The following is a 16,596-nucleotide window of genomic DNA, read 5'->3' on the forward strand; positions in this document are numbered from 1 at the left end:
CACAGGCTTCACACCTGCAGGTGACTGAGCGCTTGCCGGATATCGGCGATGAGGTCAGCCGGATCCTCCAACCCCACCGACAGGCGCACCAGATTGTCGGCCACCGGACTGTCGGGCCCCTCGATCGGCTTGCGGTGTTCGATCAGGCTTTCCACCCCGCCCAGCGAGGTCGCCTGGGTGAAAAGTCGCGTCGCGGAGGCAAAGCGGGCCGCTGCCTCATAGCCGCCGGCTATGTGCAGCGACAGCATGCCGCCAAAACCGTTGGTCATCTGACGTGCCGCGACGGCATGACCGGGATGTTCCGGCAGTCCCGGATAGAGGACGGCCTCAAGCCCGGCCTCGCCCTGCAGCGCCAAGGCGATCGTGAGCGCACTTGCGCTCTGCCGCTCGAAACGGACCCAGAGCGTGCGCAGGCCTCGGATCAACAGCCAGGTCTCGAAGGCCCCGGGTACCGCGCCGGTCTTGGAATGTATCTCGCCGATCTCGGCCCAGCGATCATCGACCTCACGTGTTGCCAGAACACCGGCCAGCACGTCGGAATGGCCGTTGAGATATTTGGTCGCCGAATGCATGACGATGTCGGCGCCCAGCGCCAGGGCCTGGGTGGTGCAGGGCGGGGCGCAGGTGGAATCCACGCCCAGCGTCGCGCCTACCGCGTGGGCAATACCGGCAGCCTTTGCGATATCGACGATTGCCCAGGACGGATTGGCCGGGCTCTCGATCCAGACCAGATCGGTATCGGGCCGCGCGGCAGCCGCGAGCGCGTCCAGGTCACCGGGCGCGACGAGATCGAGCCTGATCCGCTGTTTCGCCGCCGCCCTCTGCAGCAGCAATTTGGCGCCGTAATACATCTCGGTCTGGGCGATCACATGGCCGCCCGTCGGCACGCTCTCGATCACGGCAGCGATGGCGGCCATGCCGGAAGAGAAGAGCTTTGCCTCCGGCGCGCCCTCCAGCATGGCCAGAACCCGGGCCGCCTGTTTCTCGGTCGGACCAGAGGGGCGGCGATAATCCTGGTCGCCGATCAGCTGATTGTCAGCGCCGCGGGCATAGGTTGTCGCCGGATGGATCGGTGGGATGACCGCGCCGGTCAGCTGGTCGATGGCGTGCATGGCCTGGACGGTGAGGGTGGTGCGGGAAGGGGCGGTCATGGGCAGGTCCGGGCGTTGGTGAATGCTGGCCTGAGACTACAGCGTTTGCGGGATGCTGACATGTTTGCGGCGCACGCGTCGCTCCACATCGCGTCACAACACTCCGTCATCCCGGACGGAGCCCTGACTTGATCAGGGCGCAGATCCGGGACCCAAAAGCCCGGTGTGGCCGACATCAGCGCGTATGGGTCCCGGCTCTACGGCCTGCTTTCGCAGGCCATTCGGCCGGGATGACAAATGCCGGGATGACAAATGGTAGTCACGACGATTTTGTCGCAAGCCGCGCCTCGCGCGGAGCCGACCTTAAATCACTTGTCAGCCAGCGGGCCGTATCCGGTTCTTGAGGTCAAGGGCGCCGCAGGCCCCGCTTCGCGGTTTAAACCCTTGAGCTCAAGAACCGGATACGGCTTTCTCTCGGCAAGTAATTTATGGCGGGGTGAGCGCTGAGAGCGCCCAGCCGCGCTTTTGAACTCAACGCGAGGGTCGGGAAGTCCGGTTTTTGACGTTTGCCATCCCGCCTTCGACGCCCACGAACAGAATGGCGGCCAAAATTGGCATCGCGAATGCCGCAACGACATAAAGGAAATTGGGAACGTAGATACGTTGCCAAAACGCGACATAGAGAACGCGATCATCGGTGTATGTGAGTCTGGCCATGTCGTGGCCGAGCACGGATGCTGCCACCCAGGCAATTACGCTGCCGACGACAAGGCCAAATAAAATGGCGGCGGTCCTTGCCACGAGGCGGTCGGCGGGCATCCCGAGAAACCAGATTGGGCCAAGCAGCAAGACGAGAAACGGGTAAAAGCCATGCTCAAACACGTTTCCCAAGGCATTGATAACAATATCTGAACGCCAGTGTTCGCGTTCCCCGCCCGGGTGGAACCAAGGATTGTACAGCTCAAAAGCGATGACAAAGATCAAACCGCTTGTGATCAGGGCCGCTAGCCACGCAACGAAAATGGCCAAGCCCAAGCGGGTCAAAAAACCTGTATTCGCGACCTTCATCCCAGCTTCCTCGCTGCGCGCCTCGCAAAATACGTCACAACCCCCGCCGCGCCGGCGCGTTTGAACGCCAGCAGGCTCTCCATCATCACCCGCTCGCCATCGATCCAGCCATTGGCGGCAGCGGCTTCGATCATCGCGTACTCGCCGGAGACCTGGAAGGCATAGACCGGGACGGGGAAGGTGTCGGAGAGGGCGCGGACGATGTCGAGATAGGGCAGGCCGGGCTTGACCATGACCATGTCGGCGCCCTCGGCGATGTCGAGTTCGACCTCGCGCAGGCATTCATCGCGATTGGACGGGTCCATCTGATAGGTCTGCTTGTCGCCCTTCAGGGCCGCCGAACCGATCGCCTCGCGATAGGGGCCGTAAAACCCCGAGGCGTATTTGGCGGCGTAGGAGAGGATCATCGTGTCGTGATGGCCTTCACCCTCCAACGCCTCGCGAATGGCGCCGATCCGGCCATCCATCATGTCGGACGGGGCGACGACATCGCAGCCGGCATCGGCCTGGACGAGCGCCTGTTCGATCAGGCGTTCAACGGTCTCGTCATTGGCGATCCGGTCGCCCTGCAGAATGCCGTCATGGCCGTGCGTGGTGAAGGGGTCGAGCGCGACATCGCAGACCACACCGAGATCGGGGGCAGCATCCTTGATGGTGCGGATGGCGTTGGGGACGAGGCCGTCCGGATTGAGCGCTTCGGACCCGGCATCGTCTTTTTTGGCTGGATCGATATGCGGGAAGATCGCTATCGCCGGAATGCCCAGCGCGTGGGCTTCTTTGGCCGCCTTCGCCAGTGCAGCGAGGGAGAGGCGCTCGACGCCCGGCATGGCGGCGACCGGCTCGACCGGGTCGGCGGTGTCTGAGACCACGACCGACCAGATCAGGTCATTCACCGACAGGGAGTTTTCGCGCACGAGGCGGCGTGACCAGTCGGCCTGGCGGGTGCGGCGAAGGCGGGTATTGGGATACATGTCGGCCTCTGGTTTTGTTCGTCTGCAATGACATATCAAACTTGCCGCCGCGGCAAACCCGCGTTACGGCTCCGGCCAAAGCCGTCGGACAAGATTTGTCCGCCAAACAACCCAATAGCAACAGGAGTGCTGCTGTGGATTTCGCTCTCACAGAAGATCAGACCCTGATCCGCGACATGGCGAGAAAATTCGCCGATGACCGTTTGAAGCCCAATGCGGCCAAATGGGACGAGGAAAAATACTTCCCCGTCGAGGTGATGCGCGAGGCCGCCGAGCTCGGATTCGCCGGGATCTATACGCGCGATGACGTTGGCGGATCGGCCCTGTCGCGCCTTGATGCCGCGATCATCTTTGAAGAACTCTCACGCGGCTGTGTACCGACCGCGGCCTTCCTGTCGATCCACAATATGTGCGCCTGGATGATCGATAGCTGGGGCAATGAGGAGCAGCGCCAGCGCTTCCTGCCCGGCATGATGACGATGGAAAAGATCGCGTCTTACTGCCTGACCGAGCCGGGCGCCGGCTCCGACGCGGCCCAGTTGCGCACCAAGGCTGTGCGCGATGGTGATCATTATGTGCTCAATGGCGCCAAGGCCTTCATTTCGGGCGCTGGCACGTCGGATTATTATGTTGTCATGTGCCGCACCGGCGGTGACGGTCCCAAGGGCATCTCGACCATCGTGGTCGAGAAAGACACGCCGGGCCTCTCCTTTGGAGCGAACGAGCGGAAAATGGGCTGGAATGCCCAGCCGACCCGCGTCGTCACCTTCGAGGATTGCCGCGTGCCTGCCGCCAACCTGCTGGCGGAAGAGGGGATGGGCTTCACCCTGGCGATGAAGGGCCTCAATGGCGGCCGCATCAATATCGGGGCCTGCTCTCTGGGCGGGGCGACCGAGGCTTTCGAGCTGGCGAAAGACTATGTCGGCACGCGCAAGCAGTTCGGCCGCGAGATCGGGCAATTCCAGGTCACCCAGTTCAAGCTGGCCGACATGGCCACCGAGCTCGAAGCCTCGCGCATGATGCTCTATCGCGGCGCCGCGGCGATCGATGCCGGTGACCCGTCAGCCGCCAAATTCTGCGCGATGGCCAAGCGGTTTGCGACCGACACCTGTTTCGACGTCGCCAACCAGGCCCTGCAGCTGCATGGCGGCTATGGCTATCTCCAGGACTACCCGCTCGAACGCATCCTCCGCGATCTCCGCGTCCACCAGATCCTGGAAGGCACGAATGAGATCATGCGGGTGATCATTGCGAAGGATGTGATGAGATAGGGGCAAGTGAGCGATGCGCTAGACATCATCGCGCAAGACAGTCGCGGCGGTTTGTCGTGGATCGTCTGTCGCGAGTATTCCTCCGGTTCAGCCCGAGCCCGGCTGGACCGATTGGCGCCCAATCTCCCGCTTGGTCTGTCATCCGGATTTGCCAACCCGCTCGGTCGTGGATGGCGTGATGAGCCCGTCGACGTCGCACTGCACCGTTTGAACAATTGGCGCGCCTCGGCCAAGGACGACATTTTTATCCGAACGCGCGCGGACTACAGGTCCATCAAGACGTTCGCGTCTTATTTCACTGACAGCGCCCGTGCGTTTTGCAATAGAGAGCAAATCTCTGCCACGGCGTCAGCCCATACCCCGATGTCCCCGGCGACTTTTGATTTTGCCACGGGTCTCGTGGAGGGGGACCTCGTAGGGATTTTATGTGTGCAGTTGGACGTCTAATAGCTCTGAGGTGATGCCGAGGGGCTTTCGTGGCGGCGCTGCGGGCAATCACCTTGCCTTGTTTGCAATGGTCGACAGCAACGTTATATTCTGACCAGAATTATGGTCAGGAGACTCGCATGATCGAGATCGGTGTCCTGGAAGCCAAAACGCGGCTCTCCGCTTTGCTGGAAATGATCGAGCGGGGCGAGGGGCCGATTGTCATCACCCGTTATGGCAAGCGCGTGGCAGTCCTGTCGAAGGACGTGGCCTACGCCGAACCGCCCCGCCTGTCGGGCGAGACATTGGCGGCACGGCTGAAGGCTTTTCGCGACAGCCAGAGGGCGGCGCCGGACCTTGACGGATTGTCCTGGGACGAGCTGAAGGACGAGACAAGGAAATGACCCGGCTTGTCGTCGATGCATCGGCCGCGATCAGCTGGTTTGTTGCGTCGCAGTCAGGGCCACGCAGCGCGGGCTTTGAGCCGCGGCTGGTCGCTTATGAACTGATCGCCCCGGATGTCTTCGCTTGGGAGATGGCCAATCTCTTCCGGCGCTTTGCCCGGGCCGGTGCGCTGGAGTTCGACAGTGCGATGGGACTCTTCGATGAGTTGGGAATCGCGTTCCCCCGGTCCCGGTCGGCGAGTGAGATTTTCAGTCTCGCACCACTGGCGCTCGATTTGGGCCTGAGCTTGTTTGACGCGGCCTATCTAGCCCTCGCTGTGGAATCGGAAGCCGAACTGGTCTCCCGTGACCGCGCCCTGTTGACGGCGGCGCGGGCGCACGCCATCCCGTGTCACGACTTGAGTGAGTAGAGCGGAGCCAACATGACCGACCAACCCGAAATCATCGCCCGCAAGATTGGCCAGGTCGGCCGGATCACGCTCAATCGTCCCAAGGCGCTCAATGCGCTGACCCATGGCATGTGCCTGTCGATGATCGAAGCGCTGCAAGCCTGGCGCGATGATGACGCCGTTCAGGCCATCGTCGTGGACGGGGCTGGCGAGAAGGGGTTTTGCGCTGGCGGGGATATTCTCCAGTTGCACAATTCCGGCAAGGCGGGCGACGACAAGGCCTGGCTGTTCTGGCGTGACGAGTACCAGCTCAACACGCTCATCCATCACTATCCCAAACCCTATGTCGCCCTGATTGACGGCATCACCATGGGCGGCGGTGTGGGTGTGTCGGTGCATGGCTCGCACCGGGTCGCCGGCGACCGGACGATGCTGGCCATGCCGGAAACCGGGATCGGCTTTCACCCGGATGTTGGCGGCGCCTATTTCCTGCCGCGCCTTTCTGGCGAGATCGGTACCTGGATGGGCCTGACCGGCGCCCGCCTGAAAGCGCCTGACTGTGTCGCGGCGGGTCTGGCGACGCATTACTGCCCGTCAGGCCAGTACGATACGCTCATTGAGGCGCTTGAGAGTGCCGACCTGACCGGTGAGGACTCTCTGGAAGTCCTGCTCGAGGAATTCTCCGGTGATCCGGGTGACAGCGATTTGTCCGTGACCGGAGGCCTGATTGATGCGGCTTTTGCCGGTGACAGTGTGGACGACATCCTCGCTCGGATCGAAGCGGCGGGTGATCCCTGGTCGGCCAAGCAGGCGAAAATCCTCGGCACCAAGTCTCCGACTGCCCTGAAGCTGACCCTGGCCTGCCTGCGCAAGGGTGCCGAGCTCTCGTTTGAGGATGTGATGCGCCAGGACCTGCGCGTATCGAGTTGGTGCCTGACCGGGACCGATTTCTACGAGGGCGTCCGCGCGGTCATCATCGACAAGGATCATGCACCGAAATGGGCGCCGGCTGCGGATGACGCCGCGATTGAAAAGGCCTTCGCACCGCTTGATGCGGCCCATGAGATGAGCTTTCTCGACGAGGCCTGACGGTCACGACACGCAGACCACCAGCAAGACACCACGAAGAACACCATTATCCACCGGGGAGAAAAATATGGCCCGCATCGCCTTTATCGGACTTGGAAACATGGGCTCCGGCATGGCCGCCAACCTGGTCAAGGCCGGGCACGAGGTTCACGCCTTTGACCTCAGCGCCGATGCGGTCGCGCAAGCGGTCGGGCAGGGCGCCGTAGCCGCTTCCAGCGCACCCGACGCCGTCACCGGGTCGGATGCGGTGGTGACCATGCTGCCCGCGGGCAAGCATGTGCGCGGTGTCTATGAAGGCCAGATATTCGAGGCCGCAGCCCTGGGCACGCTCTTCCTTGATTGCTCCACCATCGATGTCGACAGCGCCCGTCATGTCGGTGGCCTGGCCGTCGACAAGGGCTTCCGCTTCGTCGACGCCCCGGTTTCCGGCGGCGTCGCGGCTGCCCAGGGCGGCACGCTGACATTCATGGTCGGCGGTAGTGAAGCGGACTTCGCGGCGGCTGAACCGATCCTCGACGCCATGGGCAAGGCAGTGATCCGGGCCGGCGATGTCGGGGCAGGCCAGGCGGCCAAGATCTGCAACAACATGCTGCTGGCGATCACCATGATCGGAACCTGTGAGGCCTTTGCCCTGGCGGAAAAGCTGGGACTGGACGCGCAGAATTTCTTCGACATCTCGTCCAAGGCGTCCGGCCAGTCCTGGTCGATGACGTCTTATTGCCCGGTGCCGGGCCCGATCCCGACCACGCCGGCCAATAATGGCTACACGCCCGGTTTTGCCACGGCGATGATGCTGAAGGATCTCAAGCTGGCCCAGGACGCCGCCCAGAATGCCGGTGCGACCACGCCGCTCGGTGCGCAGGCTGAAGCGCTCTACGCCATGTTTGACAATCTGGGCGGTGGGGCATCCGACTTCTCGGGTATCTACAAATTGCTCGATGGCAGCTGGGACAAGCGTTGACAGCAATTTAACCAAGCCCGTTAAGGGGATTTTCGCCCTTTGCCGCTAGCCTCAACTCCGTAAGCAATAAAACGACCATCAAAGGTCGGGTGGAGTGTGTGTGATGGCGATGGCAGAAAGCGTGGCACCGGAAGCGGCGCCGAGTTCCGATTATCTTGAGCTTCTCCAGCTGGTGGAACGACTGCACCGGCAATTGCTCGATGTCGTCAAGGACGAGCTTGATCGCGAGGGAATGGATGATCTGAACAGTGTTCAGGCGCTGCTCCTGTTCAACATCGGTGACCAGGAACTCACCGCCGGTGAGCTTCGGACCCGTGGTCATTATCTGGGCTCGAACGTCTCCTATAATCTCAAGAAGCTGGTCGACGCCGGCTATATCCGCCACGAGCGATCCGCCGTTGATCGCCGTTCTGTCCGTGTCAGCCTGACCGAGAGCGGCCATGCGGTGTGCGGACATCTGAACGCGTTGTTCGAACGTCAGGGCACGTCGCTGACCCCCGTCGGCGGTGTCGATGTCGACCAACTCCCGGCGATGAACACCGCGCTGGCGCGTATCGAGCGCTTCTGGGCTGACCATATCCGCTTCCGGATGTAGGCAAGGGCCAGACCTTCACTGAAAATATCCATTGGGTGCGGCGCTTCGTCCATTATACGGATGGCTGCCGAGGCGTTATACGTCGACTCATTGTCGTGTCGGCATATATGGTTCGTCGTGAAAGGCCCGCCCATGGATTACCAATCCGCGTTTCAGGATGCTGTCCGCCGCGTCAAGGCGGAAGGGCGCTATCGAGTCTTTGCGGACCTTTTGCGTCGCAAGGGTGAGTTTCCTGTCGCGCGCTGGCGATCTGAAGAGGGCAAGGTCCGTGATGTCACGGTCTGGTGTTCCAACGACTATCTCGGCATGGGGCAATTGCCCTGCGTCGTGGAGTCGATGAAGAAAGCCATCGATGATGTGGGCTCGGGTGCCGGCGGCACGCGCAACATCTCCGGTACCACGCATTACCATGTCGAGCTTGAGCGTTCGCTCGCCGACCTGCACCAGAAAGAGTCTGCGCTGCTCTTCACCTCCGGCTATATTGCCAATGAGGCGACGCTGGCGACGCTCGGCAAGATCCTGCCCGGCCTGATCATGTTCTCCGACGAGCTGAACCACGCCTCGATGATCGAGGGCGTGAAGGGGGCTCGCTGCGAAAAGCGGATCTGGCGTCACAATGACGTCGAGCACCTGGAAGAATTGCTCGCAGCGGCGCCGAAAGACGCGCCCAAGGTCATCGCCTTCGAGTCGGTCTATTCGATGGACGGTGATATCGGTCCTCTGGAAGCCGTTTGTGATCTCGCCGACAAGTATGGCGCGCTGACCTATCTCGACGAGGTCCACGCCGTGGGGCTGTATGGCCTGCGCGGCGCCGGGATCGCCGAGCGGGACGGCCTGATGGACCGGGTCGACATTATTGAAGGTACGCTGGGCAAGGCCTTCGGGGTCATGGGCGGATATATCGCGGCTGATGGCGCGATCGTCGACGCGATCCGCTCGCTGGCTCCCGGCTTCATCTTCACCACGGCATTGCCGCCAGCCCTGGCTGCAGGCGCCCGGGCCAGCGTGGAATACCTCAAGGCCGCTCATCACCTGCGCGAGCAGCATCAGGAGCGGGCCGCCAGCCTGAAGGTCAAGCTGGCCGAAGCCGGTTTCCCGGTCATGCCGTCCGAAACCCACATCGTCCCGGTCAAGGTCGGTGATCCGGTGCTTTGCAAGCGGATCTCCGACATGCTCCTTGATGAGCACGGAATCTATGTTCAGCCCATCAACTACCCGACGGTCCCCCGTGGCACCGAACGATTGCGGCTGACGCCGACGCCGCTGCATACGGACGCAATGTTTGACCAGTTGGCCGAGGCGCTGGAAGATGTCTGGGAACGGGCAAGCGAGCAGACCGGGGTGGCCCGGGGCTGATCGTCAGCAGCCCGGATCCCGAGGTGACCAATGCCCGGCGAAATCTTCGTCGAAATCCAGAAAGTCGGAAACGCCTTGCGCGTCGCCGCCATCGATGGCGCGACGGCTGAAGAAGTGGTGTTTCAGGTTCCGGCCCGGACACCCCGCGCTGATATAGACACCCTGGCCCGCGCCAAGCTGGCCTGGAAACTCAAGCGGGCGGCTGCCAACGAGAAACGGCCGGACACAAGGCCCGGCCGTCGAGGTATCGAAGTCTAGTCAGGTCGAACTTAGCCGTCCTTCTTGCCGCGGCCCAGACCGATGTCCTTGGCGAATTGTGACCGCTTGCGCGAGTAAGCCGGGGCCACCATCGGATAATCGGATGGCAGGTTCCATTTGCGGCGGTAATCGTCTGGCGACATGTTGTATTGCGAGCGCAGGTAGCGCTTCAGCATCTTCAACTTCTTGCCGTCTTCCAGGCAGACGATGTAGTCGTCGGCGACTGATTTGGAGAGCGCCACGGCAGGCTTGGTCTTCGGTTCCGGCTTGATCTCGGACTCGGAGACTTCCTTCATTGTCGCATGAACTGACCGGATGAGATCCGGCACATTGTCGGCCGGCATGGAGTTGTGTGAGAGATAGGATGCCACGACATCTGTCGTCATCCGCAGCAATTCTTCCTTGTCGATATCGGGGAGCATGTCATCGGCCATCGGGCAAACCTTTCGGGAAACGCTGTCTTGTTACTGTCACAGGTGGTGACTTCATTGATTATTGCAACATCAGATCGATATTATGTGTCGATCTTGAGTTCAAGTGTGGAAAGTTGAATATATTTGGTTCGCAGCAGCGCAGTCTGAAATTGGCAAATAAACGCATCGGCCCCCGGCGCTGGCCAGATCTATCTGCGCGCGGGCCAATTGTCCGCTTGCCCCGCCTCGAGCAGCACCTTATCAAACGGGTCAAAATACCTGAGGATGCGTCATGCCTGATACCCAGATCGAAGCCGGAAACGACAGCCCTTTCTTCACACGCTCCATTGTCGAGAGTGATCGTGAGGTGGCCCATGCCATCCATGAGGAAATCCAGCGTCAGCAAAGCCAGATCGAGCTGATTGCTTCGGAGAACATCGTCTCCCGGGCCGTTCTGGAAGCACAGGGTTCGCCGCTGACCAATAAATATGCCGAGGGCTATCCCGGTCGCCGCTACTATGGCGGCTGCGAACACGTCGATGTCGTCGAAACCCTCGCGATCGAGCGTGCCAAGGCGCTGTTTGGCGCCCAGTACGCAAATGTCCAGCCCAATTCGGGCAGCCAGGCCAATCAGGGCGTCTTTCTCGCCCTTCTGAAGCCGGGCGACACGATCCTGGGCATGTCGCTCGACGCCGGCGGTCACCTGACCCATGGCGCGCGGCCCAACATGTCCGGCAAATGGTTCAAGGCTGAAAGTTACGGCGTTCGCGAGAGCGACGCCCGGATCGACTATGACGCCGTGCGCGCCAAGGCGTTGGAAGTCCGGCCCCAATTGATCATCGCCGGCGGCTCCGCCTATCCGCGCGAAATCGACTTTGCCGAATTCCGCAAGATTGCTGATGAGGTAGGGGCCTATTTCATGGTCGACATGGCGCATGTCGCCGGGCTCGTCGCGGGCGGTGTCTATCCCAATCCGATGCCGCACGCGCATGTCTGTACGACGACCACGCACAAGACCCTTCGCGGCCCCCGTGGCGGCATGATCCTCTCCAACGATCCTGACCTGGGCAAGAAATTCAACTCGGCCATTTTCCCGGGTCTCCAGGGCGGCCCGCTGATGCATGTGATCGCCGGCAAGGCAGTGGCCTTTGGTGAGGCGCTGCAGCCTGAATTCAAGGACTATGTTGCCCGTGTGGTGGCCAACTGCCAGGCCTTGTCCAAGGCCATAACCGATGGTGGCTATGCGATTGTGTCCGGCGGTACTGACAGCCATCTCGCGCTGGTCGACCTCCGCCCGAAAGGGTTGAAGGGCAATTCGGCCGAGCAGGCCCTTGAGCGTGCTTACATCACCTGCAACAAGAACGGCGTCCCCTTCGACCCCGAGAAACCGACCGTGACCTCCGGCCTTCGGGTCGGTTCGCCGGCAGCGACTACACGAGGCTTTGGCGAGGCGGAGTTTACGCTGGTCGGCGAGTTGATGGTCAAGGTGCTCGACGCGCTCGTTGACCAGCCCGATGGCAACGCCGAAGTCGAGGCGGAAGTCCGTGAGACGGTGAAGGCTCTGACAGCCCGCTTCCCCATCTATCCCGAACTGGCCTAAGATACCCGAATGCGTTGTCCTTTTTGCGGTCATCCCGACACCCAGGTCAAAGATTCCCGTCCAGCCGAGGACGGGAACGCCATCCGTCGCCGGCGGCAATGTCCGTCGTGCTCAGCTCGTTTCACCACGTTTGAGCGCGTGCAATTGCGCGAACTGACGGTGATGAAGAAGTCGGGGAGGCGGGTGTCGTTCGACCGTGACAAGCTCAATCGTTCGATCCAGCTCGCCATGCAGAAACGCAATATCGAGCCGGACCGGATCGACCAGATGATTTCCGGCATTGTCCGCCGTCTGGAATCGACCGGCGAGACCGACGTGACCTCCGACCGTGTCGGTGAGCTGGTGATGGAGGGATTGAAGAATCTCGATGCCGTCGCCTATGTCCGCTACGCCTCGGTGTACAAGGATTTCCACAAGGTCGAGGATTTCCGCGAATTCATCACCGATGAAGCGCTCACAGCCCATTTCGGTGGCCGCGAAGACGACGACGGATGAGCGGGACGGCGAGTCCGCGTGTCACTCTGAAGCTTGCCACGTCGCTCGACGGAAAAATCGCGCTGTCCAATGGCGCCTCGCAATGGATAACCGGTCGGGAAAGCCGTGCGGTCGTTCATCGCATGCGGGCCGCCCATGATGCGATCCTGACAGGGATCGGCACCATTCTGGCCGATGATCCGATGCTCACCGCGCGTCCTGAAGGCGGCTGCGAGCGGCAGCCCGACGTGATCGTCATGGACAGCCAGGGCCGGACCCCGGCCTCGGCGCAAGTGTTCAAGGGCGGTGATCGCGCAGTGACGCTGATCCCGCATCGTGACTTGGTCCGGGCCATGGCCGGGTATGAGCGGGTGATGGTCGAAGCCGGCGCGCAGATTGCCGCCGCCGCAATTGCCGCTGACCTTGTCGACCGGATCGAATGGTTCCGGGCGCCGGTACTGCTGGGCGGCGATGGATTGCCGGTTCTTGCAGCGCTAGGCCTTGAGACGCTGGACAAGGCGCCCATCTTCAGTCGGACGGGCGTGGTTGAACGTGGTGCCGACCTGCAGGAAACGTACGAACGGATTCGCTGATGTTTACCGGAATAGTGACAGCCAGGGGCCGGGTTCGTTCGATCCGCGGAGAGACCATGCGGCGGTTCGAGATCGAAGCCCCCTATGATCCCGACGGGATCGCGCTGGGCGCGTCGATCGCCCATGCTGGTGCCTGTCTGACAGTCGTCGAAAAACACCGTCTGGGTGATGGATGCTGGTACGCAGTCGAGGTCTCGCCCGAGACACTCGCACTGACCACGCTTGGTCGCTGGAGCGAGGGCGATGCCGTCAATTTGGAGCGCGCGCTGGCACTCGGCGCAGAGCTGGGCGGTCATCTGGTGACCGGACATGTTGACGGGATTGGCGAGCTCGTGGAACGCCGCGATGACGGCGAGTGGATTGTGCTGACCGTGAAGCCACCGGCATCGCTCAACAAATTCATCGCCAGAAAGGGTTCGATCACGGTCGATGGCGTGTCGCTGACCGTCAATGGCGTGACAGACGAGACCTTCGACCTGATGATCATTCCCCATACCGCCGACGTCACGACGCTGGGCGCGCTGCAAATTGGCGCACACGTCAATCTTGAGGTTGACCTCATGGCGCGCTACGCCGCCCGTCTGAGCGAATTCTCGCCGACCTGATTTCTGGAGACGCGCGTGAGCGACATCCCACTTTCCCCCATCGAGGACGTCATCGAGGATGCGCGCAACGGGCGCATGTTCATCCTGGTCGATGCCGAGGACCGCGAGAATGAGGGCGATCTCGTCATCCCCGCGAAATTCGCCACACCGGACGCGGTCAATTTCATGGCCAAGCATGGTCGCGGCTTGATCTGCCTGGCGATGAGCCAGGAGCGGGTCGAACAGCTCGATCTCAAATTGATGTCCAGCGACAATCGCTCGCGCCACCAGACTGCCTTCACCACCTCGATCGAAGCACGAGAAGGCGTCACCACCGGCATTTCGGCCCACGACCGGGCCCGCACCATCGAGGTCGCGACGGACCCATCCAAGGGCGCCGATGATATCGCGACGCCGGGCCATGTCTTCCCGCTGGTCGCCCGCGATGGCGGCGTGCTGGTCCGGGCCGGTCACACCGAGGCCTCGGTCGATGTCGCGAGGCTGGCCGGTGCCGGCTCGGCCGGTGTGATCTGCGAGATCATGAATGAAGACGGCTCGATGGCGCGCCTGCCGGATCTGGTCGCCTTTGCCCAGCTTCACGGTCTGAAGATCGGCACGATTGCCGACCTGATCGCCTATCGCCGCAAGAATGACCGTTTCATCGAACGCCGGATCGAGAGCGAGTTCTCATCGCAATTCGGTGGCCCGTTCAAACTGTTCGTCTTCCGTAACACGCTGGATGGATCCGAGCATGTGGCCCTGGTCAAGGGGCAGCCGAACGCGTCCGAGCCAACCACCGTGCGCATGCACAAGGTCAGCTTCGTTGACGATGTCCTGCACGAAAGCGGACCGCGCGGTGCCCTCGTCGAGGCCGGAATCCGCGCGATCTCCGAGGCTGGCGGGCCGGCGGTGATGGTCTTCATCCGTGAGACCTCCCACACCGCCATCATGGAGCGTCTCGGCGCTCATCCTGTTCTGCCCCAGGACGAGCGTGAAGCCCGGCGCTTGCGGGAATATGGAGTCGGTGCGCAAATCCTGCTGGACTTGGGTGTGCGCGACATGGTGCTCCTGTCCACCAAGCCTCAGACGATTGTCGGCCTGGAAGGGTATGGTCTCTCAATCCGCGAAGAGCGGCATTTTCCGGAGGGTGACGCATGAGCGCGCCGAAATATCTCATCATCGCGGGGACGTTTTATCGCGACATCGCCGATGGCCTGATAAAGGGCGCCAGCGAGGCTATCGAGGCCAAGGGCTTCGCCTTCGACATCGTCGAGGTCCCGGGCGCACTGGAAATTCCGGGCACGATCGCCCAGGCCGAAAAGGCTGGCGCCGGGTATGATGGCTATGTCGCTTTGGGATGTGTCATTCGTGGCGAGACCACCCATTACGACTATGTCTGCGGTGAGTCGGCTCGTGGAATCATGGATTTGAACCTGCAGGCGATCCCGGTCGGCAATGGTATCCTGACCGTCGAGAACCGCGCTCAGGCCTTGAAGCGGGCGATCGACAATAATAAGGGCGCGGATGCAGCGAATGCGGCGATGATGCTGATCGAGCTGCGCAACCGGTTCAGGAGCGCATGAGCATGGCCACTGCCAGCAAGGAATCACCATCTGAAAACCGAGCCCGTCTGCGGCGTGCTGCGCGGCTGTCTGCCGTTCAGGCCCTGTATCAGATGGAGATCGGTGGCCTTGGCGCCAGCGCCGTCATCCGCGAGTTTCGCGAACACCGTTTCGGCGCCAATGATGAGGCGCCGGAGTTCGTCGAGGCCGATGAAGACTTCTTTGAGAGCCTGGTTGCCGGGGTGGTCGAGCGTCAGGCCGATGTCGACCCGGCGATGGATGCGCTGCTGGCTGACAAGTGGCGGCTCGAACGTCTGGATGCGACTGTGCGCGCCATCCTGCGCGTTGGCGGGTTCGAACTGCTCTATCGCAAGGATGTGCCGGCCCGCGTGGTGATCGACGAATATATCGAAGTCGCCAATGCCTTCTTCGAGGGCGCAGAGCCGAAATTCATCAATGCGGCCTTTGATCGCTGCGCACGTGGCGCCCGTCCGGACGAATTCTAGGCGATGGCCGGGGACGGCGAATTTGATTTCATCCGCAATCAGCTCCTGCCGCTGACAGAGGGCGATCCGGCCGCGCTTGGCCTCGCCGACGATGCCGCCTTGCTGCCGCCCGGGCCAGGCCGGGAAATGGTGCTGGCCTGCGACAGCCTGGTCGCCGGCGTCCATTTTCTCGACAGTGATGAGCCTGCCGTGGTTGCCGCGCGTGCCCTGCGGTCCAATCTTTCGGATCTTGCCGCGATGGGGGCCCGGCCACGGGCCTATCTGGCGGCGATTGCCTGGCCGGACGTGCTGGGTGCGGATTGGCGCGAGGCCTTCGTGCGGGCGCTTCATCGCGAGCAATCCCTGTTCGGTCTGACCCTGATCGGCGGCGACACCACGTCGACCCCTGGACCTTTGACCCTGTCGCTGACCCTGGTCGGGCAAGTCGCGACCGGCACCGCCCTTCGCCGGTCCGGGGCCATGCCCGGTGATGATGTCTGGGTCTCGGGAGTGATCGGAGATGGCGTGCTTGGCCTGAATTCGGCGCGCAGTGGCGCCGGGGTGCTGACGGGAGCGCTTGCCGGGGCGTTGTCGCGCTATCAGTCGCCCGAGCCGCGGCTGGCTTTGGGGCAGGGCTTGCGCGGTCTCGCCAGCGCAGCAATTGATGTGTCGGACGGTTTGCTGGCTGACGCCGGACACATCGCATCGGCGAGCCGATGCTGTCTCGCGCTCGATGTCGATGCCGTGCCCGTATCGCCGACAGCCACAGCCTGGTTGTCGGCGGGCGGCAGTCTGGAGACCTTGGTCACCGGCGGCGATGATTACGAGCTCCTGTTCACGGCGCCCGCTGACGGTCGCGACAGGGTTGAGGCCCTGGGCGAAGCCGGGGATGTGCCTCTGACGCGCATCGGGGCGGTGCAGCCAGGCGAGGGCGTGCAGGCCCGATATCATGATGGCCGCCTGATGCAGCCCGCGCGGGCCGGATTTACGCATTTTTGAGGCAATC

At 62.3% G+C, this 16,596-nt stretch carries 20 protein-coding genes; 16 read left to right on the forward strand and 4 right to left on the reverse strand.

Annotated features, from left to right (window positions below):
• Positions 1-8 precede the first annotated feature (8 nt).
• The 3 genes from ACN0X9_RS08770 to hemB all read right to left on the reverse strand — a co-directional run bounded on the left by ACN0X9_RS08770 (position 9) and on the right by hemB (position 3,130).
• Complete coding sequence (locus tag ACN0X9_RS08770) at positions 9-1,151, reverse strand: trans-sulfuration enzyme family protein (protein WP_417487236.1); 1,143 nt, start codon at positions 1,149-1,151, stop codon at positions 9-11.
• Positions 1,152-1,622: 471 nt separating this feature from the next.
• Entirely contained in the window at positions 1,623-2,159 is a 537-nt protein-coding gene (locus ACN0X9_RS08775) for a hypothetical protein (RefSeq protein ID WP_417487237.1), read from the reverse strand.
• Entirely contained in the window at positions 2,156-3,130 is a 975-nt protein-coding gene (gene hemB, locus ACN0X9_RS08780; protein ID WP_417487238.1) for a porphobilinogen synthase, read from the reverse strand. The genes ACN0X9_RS08775 and hemB overlap by 4 nt, the downstream gene beginning before the upstream one ends.
• A 134-nt stretch (positions 3,131-3,264) precedes the next feature.
• On the opposite strand from hemB, the gene ACN0X9_RS08785 reads away from it, so the two are divergent.
• The 8 genes from ACN0X9_RS08785 (at position 3,265) to ACN0X9_RS08820 (ending at position 9,879) form a co-directional block, all read left to right on the forward strand.
• The gene (locus ACN0X9_RS08785) at positions 3,265-4,401 is read left to right on the forward strand and encodes an isobutyryl-CoA dehydrogenase (protein ID WP_417487239.1); all 1,137 of its coding nucleotides are present in this window, start codon (positions 3,265-3,267) and stop codon (positions 4,399-4,401) included.
• A gap of 566 nt (positions 4,402-4,967) precedes the next feature.
• The gene (locus tag ACN0X9_RS08790) at positions 4,968-5,231 is read left to right on the forward strand and encodes a type II toxin-antitoxin system Phd/YefM family antitoxin (RefSeq protein ID WP_417487240.1); all 264 of its coding nucleotides are present in this window, start codon (positions 4,968-4,970) and stop codon (positions 5,229-5,231) included.
• Positions 5,228-5,641, forward strand: coding sequence for a type II toxin-antitoxin system VapC family toxin (locus tag ACN0X9_RS08795; RefSeq protein ID WP_417487241.1), 414 nt, complete (start codon positions 5,228-5,230; stop codon positions 5,639-5,641). The genes ACN0X9_RS08790 and ACN0X9_RS08795 overlap by 4 nt, the downstream gene beginning before the upstream one ends.
• Positions 5,642-5,653: 12 nt before the next feature.
• Positions 5,654-6,709: an enoyl-CoA hydratase/isomerase family protein gene (locus tag ACN0X9_RS08800; protein ID WP_417487242.1), complete on the forward strand. Its 1,056-nt coding sequence runs from the start codon at positions 5,654-5,656 to the stop codon at positions 6,707-6,709.
• A gap of 67 nt (positions 6,710-6,776) precedes the next feature.
• The gene (gene mmsB / locus ACN0X9_RS08805) at positions 6,777-7,670 is read left to right on the forward strand and encodes a 3-hydroxyisobutyrate dehydrogenase (RefSeq protein WP_417487243.1); all 894 of its coding nucleotides are present in this window, start codon (positions 6,777-6,779) and stop codon (positions 7,668-7,670) included.
• Positions 7,671-7,773: 103 nt separating this feature from the next.
• Complete coding sequence (ldtR, locus tag ACN0X9_RS08810; RefSeq protein ID WP_417487244.1) at positions 7,774-8,265, forward strand: transcriptional regulator LdtR; 492 nt, start codon at positions 7,774-7,776, stop codon at positions 8,263-8,265.
• A gap of 132 nt (positions 8,266-8,397) precedes the next feature.
• Positions 8,398-9,621: a 5-aminolevulinate synthase gene (gene hemA / locus ACN0X9_RS08815; protein WP_417487245.1), complete on the forward strand. Its 1,224-nt coding sequence runs from the start codon at positions 8,398-8,400 to the stop codon at positions 9,619-9,621.
• A gap of 30 nt (positions 9,622-9,651) precedes the next feature.
• Complete coding sequence (locus ACN0X9_RS08820) at positions 9,652-9,879, forward strand: DUF6898 family protein (protein WP_417487246.1); 228 nt, start codon at positions 9,652-9,654, stop codon at positions 9,877-9,879.
• Positions 9,880-9,890: 11 nt separating this feature from the next.
• Here ACN0X9_RS08820 and ACN0X9_RS08825 read toward each other — a convergent pair whose 3' ends face one another.
• Complete coding sequence (locus ACN0X9_RS08825) at positions 9,891-10,313, reverse strand: MucR family transcriptional regulator (protein WP_417487247.1); 423 nt, start codon at positions 10,311-10,313, stop codon at positions 9,891-9,893.
• Between the two features lie 271 nt (positions 10,314-10,584).
• Between ACN0X9_RS08825 and glyA the strand changes: the two genes are divergently transcribed.
• Genes glyA through thiL form a run of 8 tightly spaced genes read left to right on the forward strand, consistent with a single transcriptional unit; the run spans position 10,585 to position 16,589 of the window.
• On the forward strand, positions 10,585-11,892 hold the full coding sequence (gene glyA, locus ACN0X9_RS08830) for a serine hydroxymethyltransferase (RefSeq protein ID WP_417487248.1): 1,308 nt from the start codon (positions 10,585-10,587) through the stop codon (positions 11,890-11,892).
• A gap of 9 nt (positions 11,893-11,901) precedes the next feature.
• Positions 11,902-12,387, forward strand: coding sequence for a transcriptional regulator NrdR (gene nrdR / locus ACN0X9_RS08835; RefSeq protein WP_417487249.1), 486 nt, complete (start codon positions 11,902-11,904; stop codon positions 12,385-12,387).
• Positions 12,384-12,959 (forward strand): RibD family protein, encoded by a 576-nt coding sequence (locus tag ACN0X9_RS08840; protein ID WP_417487250.1) that lies wholly within the window; start codon positions 12,384-12,386, stop codon positions 12,957-12,959. The genes nrdR and ACN0X9_RS08840 overlap by 4 nt, the downstream gene beginning before the upstream one ends.
• A complete protein-coding gene (locus ACN0X9_RS08845) occupies positions 12,959-13,564 on the forward strand; it encodes a riboflavin synthase (RefSeq protein ID WP_417487251.1) in 606 nt (201 codons plus the stop codon). Before ACN0X9_RS08840 ends, ACN0X9_RS08845 begins: the two co-directional genes overlap by 1 nt.
• Before the next feature lie 15 nt (positions 13,565-13,579).
• Complete coding sequence (gene ribB / locus ACN0X9_RS08850) at positions 13,580-14,701, forward strand: 3,4-dihydroxy-2-butanone-4-phosphate synthase (protein ID WP_417487252.1); 1,122 nt, start codon at positions 13,580-13,582, stop codon at positions 14,699-14,701.
• A complete protein-coding gene (ribH, locus tag ACN0X9_RS08855; protein ID WP_417487253.1) occupies positions 14,698-15,126 on the forward strand; it encodes a 6,7-dimethyl-8-ribityllumazine synthase in 429 nt (142 codons plus the stop codon). Before ribB ends, ribH begins: the two co-directional genes overlap by 4 nt.
• Positions 15,127-15,128: 2 nt before the next feature.
• Positions 15,129-15,611, forward strand: coding sequence for a transcription antitermination factor NusB (gene nusB, locus ACN0X9_RS08860; protein ID WP_417487254.1), 483 nt, complete (start codon positions 15,129-15,131; stop codon positions 15,609-15,611).
• A 3-nt stretch (positions 15,612-15,614) separates the two neighbouring features.
• Entirely contained in the window at positions 15,615-16,589 is a 975-nt protein-coding gene (thiL, locus tag ACN0X9_RS08865; protein ID WP_417487255.1) for a thiamine-phosphate kinase, read from the forward strand.
• The last annotated feature ends 7 nt before the right edge of the window (positions 16,590-16,596 follow it).

It is taken from the genome of Maricaulis sp. (assembly GCF_048268525.1).
In the GTDB taxonomy this organism is placed as follows: domain Bacteria; phylum Pseudomonadota; class Alphaproteobacteria; order Caulobacterales; family Maricaulaceae; genus Maricaulis.